Raw genomic sequence first — 8,984 nt, forward strand, 5'->3', positions numbered from 1 at the left:
GGCCGATTCCCGGCGGGTCTCCCCGTGGCGCGTCATGAGGGGAAAGCCGCAGGCCGGACCCGGCCCGAGGGGCCTGCCGGTGCGAGGGCCGCGGCCGCCTCCCGTGCCCCGGGGCGCCCGCCGCAGGGGTGGTGGGGCCGCCGCAGATCGGGTAGATACGGACGAGTGGTACCGATCGGCACGCGTACGGCCCGACCCCTACCCCGACTCGCGGCGAGGTGAGCTCCTCATGTCCGCCCCATCCGACATTCCCCAGGCCCCCAAAGTCACCGAGCGCGAAGCACGGCAGGTGGCCGAGGCCGCCCGTGAACAGGACTGGCGCAAGCCGAGCTTCGCCAAGGAACTCTTCCTCGGACGCTTCCGGCTCGACCTGATCCACCCCCATCCCCAGCCGGCCCCCGACGACGTGCGGCGCGGCGAGGCCTTCCTCGCCCGGCTGCGGGAGTTCTGCGAGACCCGGGTCGACGGCGCCCTGATCGAGCGCGAGGCCAGGATCCCCGACGAGGTGATCAACGGCCTCAAGGAGCTCGGCGCGCTCGGCATGAAGATCGAGACCAGGTACGGAGGCCTGGGTCTGACCCAGGTCTACTACAACAAGGCGCTCGCGCTGGCCGGTTCGGCGAGCCCCTCGATCGGCGCGCTGCTCTCCGCCCACCAGTCCATCGGCGTACCGCAGCCGCTGAAGATGTTCGGCACCCAGGAGCAGAAGGACGCCTTCCTGCCCCGCCTCGCGCGGACGGACATCTCCGCCTTCCTCCTCACCGAACCCGACGTCGGATCCGACCCGGCCCGGCTCGCGACCACGGCCGTGCCCGACGACGGGGGGGACTACGTCCTGGACGGTGTGAAGCTCTGGACGACCAACGGCGTCGTCGCCGACCTGCTCGTCGTCATGGCCAGGGTGCCCGCGTCCGAGGGCCGCAAGGGCGGCATCACCGCCTTCGTCGTCGAGGCCGGCTCCCCGGGCATCACCGTGGAGCACCGCAACGCCTTCATGGGACTGCGCGGCATCGAGAACGGCGTGACCCGCTTCCACCAGGTCCGTGTCCCCGCGGCCAACCGCATCGGTCCCGAGGGCGCCGGCCTCAAGATCGCCCTCACCACGCTCAACACCGGCCGCCTCTCCCTGCCCGCCATGTGCGTCGGCGTCGGCAAGTGGTCCCTGAAGATCGCCCGTGAATGGTCGGCCGCCCGCGAACAGTGGGGCAGGGCGGTCGCCCGGCACGAGGCGGTCGGCGCGAAGATCTCCTTCATCGCCGCCACCACCTTCGCCCTCGAAGCCGTCGTGGACCTCTCCTCCCAGATGGCCGACGAGAGCCGCAACGACATCCGCATCGAGGCAGCGCTCGCCAAACTGTACGGCTCGGAGATGGGCTGGCTGATCTCCGACGAGCTCGTCCAGATCCGCGGTGGACGCGGCTTCGAGACCGCGGCCTCGCTCGCGGCCCGGGGCGAACGCGCCGTCCCCGCCGAGCAGATGCTCCGCGACATGCGGATCAACCGGATCTTCGAGGGCTCCACGGAGATCATGCACCTGCTGATCGCCCGCGAGGCCGTCGACGCCCACCTCAAGGTCGCCGGCGACATCATCGATCCCGACAAGCCGCTCTCCGACAAGGCGAGGGCGGGCGCCAACGCCGCCGGGTTCTACGCCCGCTGGCTCCCCAAACTGGTCAGCGGCCCCGGCCGGCTGCCCAACGCCTACGGCGAGTTCCGCGTCCCCGGGCACCCCGACCTCTCCGCGCACCTGCGGTACGTCGAACGCTCGTCCCGCAAGCTGGCCCGCTCCACCTTCTACGCGATGTCCCGCTGGCAGGGCCGCATGGAGACCAAGCAGGGCTTCCTCGGCCGGATCGTCGACATCGGCGCCGAACTCTTCGCGATGAGCGCCGCCTGCGTCCGGGCCGAGCACCTGCGCGCCGACGGCGACCACGGCCGCGAGGCGTACCAGCTCGCGGACGTGTTCTGCCGGCAGTCCCGCATCCGGGTGGAGGAGCTCTTCGGCCGGCTCTGGTCCAACACCGACGCCATCGACAAGCGCGTCGTCGACGGGGTCCTCTCCGGGACCTACACCTGGCTGGAGGAGGGCGTCATCGACCCCAGCGGCGACGGTCCCTGGATCGCCGACGCCACCCCGGGCCCGGCCACCGGGGACGACGTCCACCGCCCGATCCGCTGAACCCGGCACTCCCCGCGGGGCCCGTCCACTGCCTGGACGGGCCCCGCGGGCACACCCGCGACAAGGCAACATGGGCGCCCGTGACCGTCATCGACATCCCCGGCTCCAAGTCCGTCACCGCCCGCGCCCTGTTCCTGGCCGCCGCGGCGGACGGCACCACCACCCTCCTGCGCCCCCTGCACTCGGACGACACCGAGGGGTTCACGGAAGGACTGACCCGCCTCGGATACGGGGTCAGCCGCGAGCCGGACCGATGGCACATCGAGGGCCGGCCCGCCGGCCCCGCCGTCACCGACGCCGACGTCCACTGCCGCGACGGCGCCACCACGGCACGCTTCCTGCCGGCACTCGCCGCCGCAGCGGCCCGGGGCACCTACCGCTTCGACGCGTCCGCGCAGATGCGCCGCCGCCCCCTCGCACCCCTCACCGAGGCCCTCCGGAGCCTCGGCGTCGGCCTGCGCCACGAAGGTGCCCAGGGCCATCACCCGCTCACCATCGAGGCCTCGGGCGTCAAGGGCGGTGAACTGACCCTCGACGCGGGGGAGTCGAGCCAGTACCTCACCGCCCTCCTCATGCTCGGCCCGCTCACCGCCGAAGGCCTCCGGATCGACGTCACCGAGCTCGTCTCGGCACCGTACGTCGAGATCACCCTCGCGATGATGCGCAGCTTCGGCGCCGACGTCGTCCGGGAGGGGAACACCTTCACCGTCCCCCCGGGCGGCTACCGCGCCACCACCTACGCCGTCGAGCCCGACGCGTCCACCGCGAGCTACTTCTTCGCCACCGCGGCCCTCACCGGCCGTGAGGTCACCGTCCCCGGCCTCGGCACGGACGCACTCCAGGGCGACCTGCGCTTCACCGACGTGCTGCGCCGGATGGGCGCCGACGTGCGTACGACCGCGGACTCCACGACCGTACGGTCCTCCGGCAGGCTCTCCGGCCTGACGGTCAACATGCGCGACATCTCCGACACGATGCCGACCCTCGCGGCGATCGCGCCGTTCGCCACCTCACCGGTACGGATCGAGGACGTCGCCAACACCCGGGTGAAGGAGTGCGACCGGCTGGAGGCCTGTGCGGAGAACCTGCGGAACATGGGCATCACCGTGCGCACCGGACCCGACTGGATCGAGATCCACCCCGGCACCCCGCGCCCCGCCGAGATCGTCACCCACGGCGACCACCGCATCGTGATGTCGTTCGCCGTCGCCGGACTGCGCACACCCGGCATGAGCTACGACGACCCCGGCTGCGTACGGAAGACCTTCCCCCGCTTCCACGAGGAGTTCGCGGAGTTCGTGGCGAGGACCACGCGGATGTGACGACCTGAGGCGGAACGGCTGTGCCCGCCCGCGGCATGCCGCACAATCGAGCCCCGGCCGCGATCAGGACACGGATCGCGGCGCGTCGACGGCGGACAGGAGCAGGGATGTTCGGGGTGTACGGGCCGGGCGGCCGACGGGGCGCCGTGGCGGCGGGATGCGCGGTGGCGGTCCTCCTGGGTCCAATCGGCTGCGCCGGTGGTGGTGACGACGGCAGGGGCGAGGCCGGGCCGGGCCCCGCCTCCTCGCGTCCGGCAGCCACGGCGGATCCGGCCGGCGGGCTCACCGAGGCGCAGCTCACCGCCGTCGCCTTCGCCGACGGGGAGCAGGCCGGCGGCCTCACCGCGTCCGAGTACGCCCTGGGCGGGCCGCTCGGGGACTCGTACACCGCCGACCCCGCCGTCTGCCAGCCGCTGGTCAGCCTCGCCGGCGACGTCGGCGGCCACCACCCCGTCGCCCAGGTGCAGCGCAAGGCCGACAAGCCCGAGGAGATGCTCGGGGTCACCGTCGACGTGACCCTGCGCTCGTACGGTGACGGCGAGGCCGCGAAGGTCATGGCGTCGCTGGAGAGGGCCGGCCGGGACTGTGCCGAGGGCTTCACCGAGGTACGGGCCGTCGCGCGCGCCAGGTACGAGAAGGCCGAACCCGCCGCGCTGCCCGCCTTCGCGGCCGAGGCCGACGAGGCGAAGGCGTACCGCTTCACCGTGGTCGACGTGAAGGGGAAGCTGAAGCTGTACGAGTACCTCACCGTCCTGCGGTCCGGTTCCACCACACTCGCGTTCCGCGCGGAGATCCTCGGCACCCAGGACCTCGGCGGGGTCCCGGAGGACGTCATGGCCGCCCAGTGGAAGAAATTCCGTGCCGGGCAGGCCTGAGGCACGCACTGACGGGGGCACCCTGTCGGCGCGCCCGGTGGATGCGGCGACAATGGGGGCCATGAGCGACAGCCCCGCACCCCTCGCCGACCCGCATCTCGTCTTCGACGCGGCGGAAGGCCGCCGGGATCTGGTGATCCTCGGCTCCACCGGGTCCATCGGCACCCAGGCCATCGATCTGGTCCTGCGCAACCCCGGCCGCTTCCGCGTCACCGCGCTCTCCGCCGCGGGCGGCAGGGTCCAGCTCCTCGCCGAGCAGGCCCGGCAGCTGCGCGTACGCACGGTCGCGGTGGCCGACGGGGACAAGGTGCCGGCGCTCCGCGAGGCCCTGCGTGAGGTGTACGGCGCGGGGGAGCCGCTCCCGGAGATCCTGGCCGGGCCCGACGCCGCCACGGATCTCGCGGCGGGCGACTGCCACACCGTGCTGAACGGGATCACCGGGTCGATCGGCCTCGCCCCCACCCTCGCCGCCCTGGAGGCGGGCCGCACCCTCGCCCTGGCCAACAAGGAGTCACTGATCGTCGGCGGCCCCCTGGTGAAGGCGCTGGCGGCCCCCGGCCAGATCATCCCGGTCGACTCCGAGCACGCAGCGCTCTTCCAGGCCCTCGCGGCGGGGAAGCACGCCGACGTCCGCAAGCTCGTCGTGACCGCCTCGGGCGGCCCGTTCCGGGGGCGCACGCGCGACGAGCTGGCCGGCGTGACCCGCGAGCAGGCCCTGGCACATCCGACCTGGGCGATGGGCCCGGTCATCACGGTCAACTCCGCGACCCTGGTCAACAAGGGGCTGGAGGTCATCGAGGCACATCTGCTCTACGACATCCCGTTCGACCGGATCGAGGTCGTGGTCCACCCCCAGTCGTATGTTCACTCGATGGTGGAATTCACCGACGGCTCCACCCTCGCCCAGGCGACACCGCCCGACATGCGGGGCCCCATCGCCATCGGTCTCGGCTGGCCCGAGCGGGTCCCGGACGCGGCCCCCGCGTTCGACTGGACGAAGGCCTCCAGCTGGGAGTTCTTCCCCCTCGACACCGAGGCGTTCCCCTCCGTCGGGCTCGCCCGGCACGTGGGCACCCTGGGCGGCACGGCCCCCGCGGTGTTCAACGCCGCCAACGAGGAGTGCGTGGACGCCTTCCTCGCCGGACGGCTCCCCTTCAACGGAATCATGGATACGGTCACATCGGTGGTCGCCGAACACGGCACCCCCGCCACGGGAACTTCACTGACGGTCGCGGACGTCCTCGAAGCGGAGACCTGGGCCCGGTCCAGGGCCCGCGAACTCTCGGCGGAAGCGACAGCGGAGGCGCACGCATGAGCATGACGACGATCCTGATGACGATCCTCGGTATCGCCATCTTCGCCGTGGGTCTGCTGTTCTCGATCGCCTGGCACGAGCTGGGCCACCTGTCGACGGCCAAGCTCTTCGGCATCAGGGTGCCGCAGTACATGGTCGGCTTCGGGCCGACCGTCTGGTCGCGCAGGAAGGGCGAGACCGAGTACGGGATCAAGGCCATCCCCGCGGGCGGCTACATCCGCATGATCGGTATGTTCCCCCCGGGGCCCGACGGCCGGATCGAGGCGCGCTCCACCTCACCGTGGCGCGGCATGATCGAGGACGCCCGGTCCGCGGCCTTCGAAGAACTCGAACCGGGCGACGAGACGCGCCTCTTCTACACGCGCAAGCCGTGGAAGCGCGTGATCGTGATGTTCGCCGGCCCCTTCATGAACCTGGTCCTCGCCGTCGCGATCTTCATGGGCGTGGCGATGACCTTCGGCTTCCAGACCCAGACCACCGAGGTCGCGGGCGTCCAGCAGTGCGTGATCGCGCAGAGCGAGAACCGCGACACCTGCAAGGCGTCCGACCCGGTCTCGCCGGCCAAGGCCGCGGGCCTGGAGGAGGGCGACAGGATCGTCGCCTTCAACGGCCGGAGGATCGACGACTGGGCCACCCTGTCGGACAGGATCCGGCAGACCGTCGGCCCCGCCACCATCACCGTGCGGCGCGACGGCCAGGAACAGACCCTGAACGCCGTGCTGAAGAAGAACGCCGTCGCCAAGAAGGACGCCGACGGCGAGGTCGTCCCCGGCCAGTACATCAGCGCGGGCTACCTCGGCTTCGCCGCCAGGACCGAGATCCTGCCGCTCTCCTTCGGTGACTCGGTCGTCCGCATGGGCGACATGATCGAGAACGGCGTCGATTCGATCATCGCCCTGCCCTCCAAGATCCCCGACCTCTGGAACGCGGCGTTCAGCGACGGCGAGCGCGCCGACGACTCGCCGGTCGGCGTGGTGGGCGCGGCCCGGATCGGCGGCGAGGTGATGAACCTGGACGTCCCGGCACAGAACCAGATGGCGATGATGCTGTTCCTGCTGGCGGGCTTCAACCTCTCGCTCTTCCTGTTCAACATGCTGCCGCTGCTCCCGCTGGACGGCGGACACATCGCGGGTGCGCTCTGGGAATCCCTGCGCCGCAACGTGGCCAGGGTCTTCAAGCGGCCCGACCCCGGCCCGTTCGACGTGGCGAAGCTCATGCCCGTCGCCTATGTGGTCGCCGGGATCTTCATCTGCTTCACACTGCTGGTGCTGGTCGCCGACATCGTGAACCCCGTGAAGATCACCTGACGCCCGGACGCCGCACGGGTGGCGGCCGGTCGCACGGACGGTGGCCGGCCGCACACCATCGGGTGCTCCGACGGCACGGGTGCGCCCCGTCCGTCCCGGGTGCCGTAACCTCGAAGCCCGGAGCCCGCCGTTCTCGGGACCTCGATCCACACTGATCCACACCTTGGGGATGCTCAGCGCATGACTGCGATTTCTCTCGGAATGCCGGACGTTCCGACCAAGCTCGCCGACCGACGGGTCAGCCGCCAGATCCAGGTCGGCTCGGTGGCGGTCGGTGGGAACGCACCGGTGTCGGTGCAGTCGATGACGACCACGCGTACGTCGGACATCGGCGCGACGCTGCAGCAGATCGCGGAGCTGACGGCGTCCGGCTGCCAGATCGTGCGGGTGGCCTGTCCGACGCAGGACGACGCGGACGCGCTGTCGACGATCGCGAAGAAGTCGCAGATCCCGGTGATCGCGGACATCCACTTCCAGCCGAAGTACGTGTTCGCGGCGATCGACGCGGGCTGCGCGGCGGTCCGGGTGAACCCGGGCAACATCAAGCAGTTCGACGACAAGGTCAAGGAGATCGCGAAGGCGGCGGGAGACGCCGGCACCCCGATCCGCATCGGTGTGAACGCCGGCTCGCTGGACGCGCGGCTGCTGAAGAAGTACGGCAAGGCGACACCGGAGGCTCTGGTGGAGTCGGCGCTGTGGGAGGCGTCCCTCTTCGAGGAGCACGGCTTCCGGGACATCAAGATCTCGGTCAAGCACAACGACCCGGTCATCATGGTGAACGCCTACCGCCAGCTGGCCGCACAGTCGGACTACCCCCTGCACCTGGGTGTCACGGAGGCGGGGCCGGCGTTCCAGGGCACGATCAAGTCCGCCGTGGCGTTCGGCGCGCTGCTCTCCGAGGGGATCGGCGACACGATCCGGGTGTCGCTGTCGGCTCCTCCGGCGGAGGAGGTCAAGGTCGGGCTGCAGATCCTGGAGGCGCTGAACCTGAAGCAGCGGCGCCTGGAGATCGTCTCGTGCCCGTCGTGCGGACGCGCGCAGGTGGACGTGTACAAGCTGGCGGACCAGGTGAGCGCCGGCCTGGAGGGCATGGAGGTCCCGCTGCGGGTCGCCGTGATGGGCTGTGTCGTGAACGGCCCCGGTGAGGCCCGCGAGGCGGACCTGGGTGTGGCGTCCGGCAACGGCAAGGGACAGATCTTCGTGAAGGGCGAGGTCATCAAGACCGTCCCCGAGTCGAAGATCGTGGAGACCCTCATCGAGGAAGCCATGAAGATCGCCGAGCAGATGGAGAAGGACGGCATCGCCTCGGGCGAGCCCCAGGTCTCCATCGCCGGCTGACCTCCCGCCTCCCCGTGCCCCGCAGGCCGCTGCCTGCGGGGCACAGCTGTGTCCTCCCGGCCCTTGCCCGTCCGGGGCGGCGCCCCACAACCTTGTTCGGTACAGTGCGGACATCAGCAGACCGTTCGGTGAGGCCCCAGTGTTGACGCAGACCACCACCCGGGTCCTCGACCCCGGCGAACTCCCCGCCGCGCTCGCGATCCTCGAGAGCGAACCCGTGGACAACGCGTTCGTCACCTCCCGCGTCCAGATCGCCGGGCTCGACCCCTGGCGGCTCGGCGGCGAGATGTGGGGCTGGTACACCGACGGGCGGCTGCGCTCGCTCTGCTACGCCGGGGCCAACCTCGTGCCCATCTGCGCCACCCCCGAGGCCGTCAGGGCCTTCGCCGACCGTGCCCGGCGGGCCGGCCGCCGCTGCTCCTCGATCGTCGGACCGGCCGGCCCCACGGCCCAGCTGTGGCGTCTGCTCGAACCCAGCTGGGGCCCCGCCCGCGAGGTCCGCCCCCACCAGCCGCTCATGGTGACCGAGCGCCCCTCGGCCGAGGTGGTGCCCGACCCGCTCGTGCGCAGGGTCCGCAAGGAGGAGATGGAGGTCCTCATGCCGGCCTGCGTGGCCATGTTCACCGAGGAGGTCGGCATCTCCCCGCT

7 protein-coding genes are annotated in these 8,984 nt (G+C 71.3%); all 7 read left to right on the forward strand.

The window, feature by feature from the left end; genetic code table 11:
- Positions 1–229: 229 nt before the first annotated feature.
- Positions 230–2,179 carry an acyl-CoA dehydrogenase family protein gene (locus VN520_RS10000; protein ID WP_325746511.1) on the forward strand — a complete coding sequence of 650 codons (1,950 nt, stop codon included), beginning with the start codon at positions 230–232 and terminating at the stop codon, positions 2,177–2,179.
- An 80-nt stretch (positions 2,180–2,259) separates the two neighbouring features.
- Positions 2,260–3,501, forward strand: coding sequence for a 3-phosphoshikimate 1-carboxyvinyltransferase (aroA, locus tag VN520_RS10005; protein WP_325746512.1), 1,242 nt, complete (start codon positions 2,260–2,262; stop codon positions 3,499–3,501).
- 107 nt (positions 3,502–3,608) lie between these two features.
- Positions 3,609–4,376 (forward strand): hypothetical protein, encoded by a 768-nt coding sequence (locus VN520_RS10010; protein WP_325746513.1) that lies wholly within the window; start codon positions 3,609–3,611, stop codon positions 4,374–4,376.
- Positions 4,377–4,428: 52 nt separating this feature from the next.
- The gene (gene dxr / locus VN520_RS10015) at positions 4,429–5,691 is read left to right on the forward strand and encodes a 1-deoxy-D-xylulose-5-phosphate reductoisomerase (RefSeq protein WP_325746514.1); all 1,263 of its coding nucleotides are present in this window, start codon (positions 4,429–4,431) and stop codon (positions 5,689–5,691) included.
- Positions 5,688–6,998, forward strand: coding sequence for a site-2 protease family protein (locus tag VN520_RS10020; RefSeq protein ID WP_325746515.1), 1,311 nt, complete (start codon positions 5,688–5,690; stop codon positions 6,996–6,998). The genes dxr and VN520_RS10020 overlap by 4 nt, the downstream gene beginning before the upstream one ends.
- Before the next feature lie 180 nt (positions 6,999–7,178).
- The gene (gene ispG, locus VN520_RS10025; protein WP_325746516.1) at positions 7,179–8,336 is read left to right on the forward strand and encodes a flavodoxin-dependent (E)-4-hydroxy-3-methylbut-2-enyl-diphosphate synthase; all 1,158 of its coding nucleotides are present in this window, start codon (positions 7,179–7,181) and stop codon (positions 8,334–8,336) included.
- Between the two features lie 139 nt (positions 8,337–8,475).
- Positions 8,476–8,984: DUF4081 domain-containing protein (locus VN520_RS10030; protein ID WP_325746517.1), on the forward strand; the 509-nt coding region annotated here is incomplete at its 3' end.

Origin of the sequence: Streptomyces sp., assembly GCF_035563135.1 — a bacterium.
Lineage (GTDB): Bacteria > Actinomycetota > Actinomycetes > Streptomycetales > Streptomycetaceae > Streptomyces.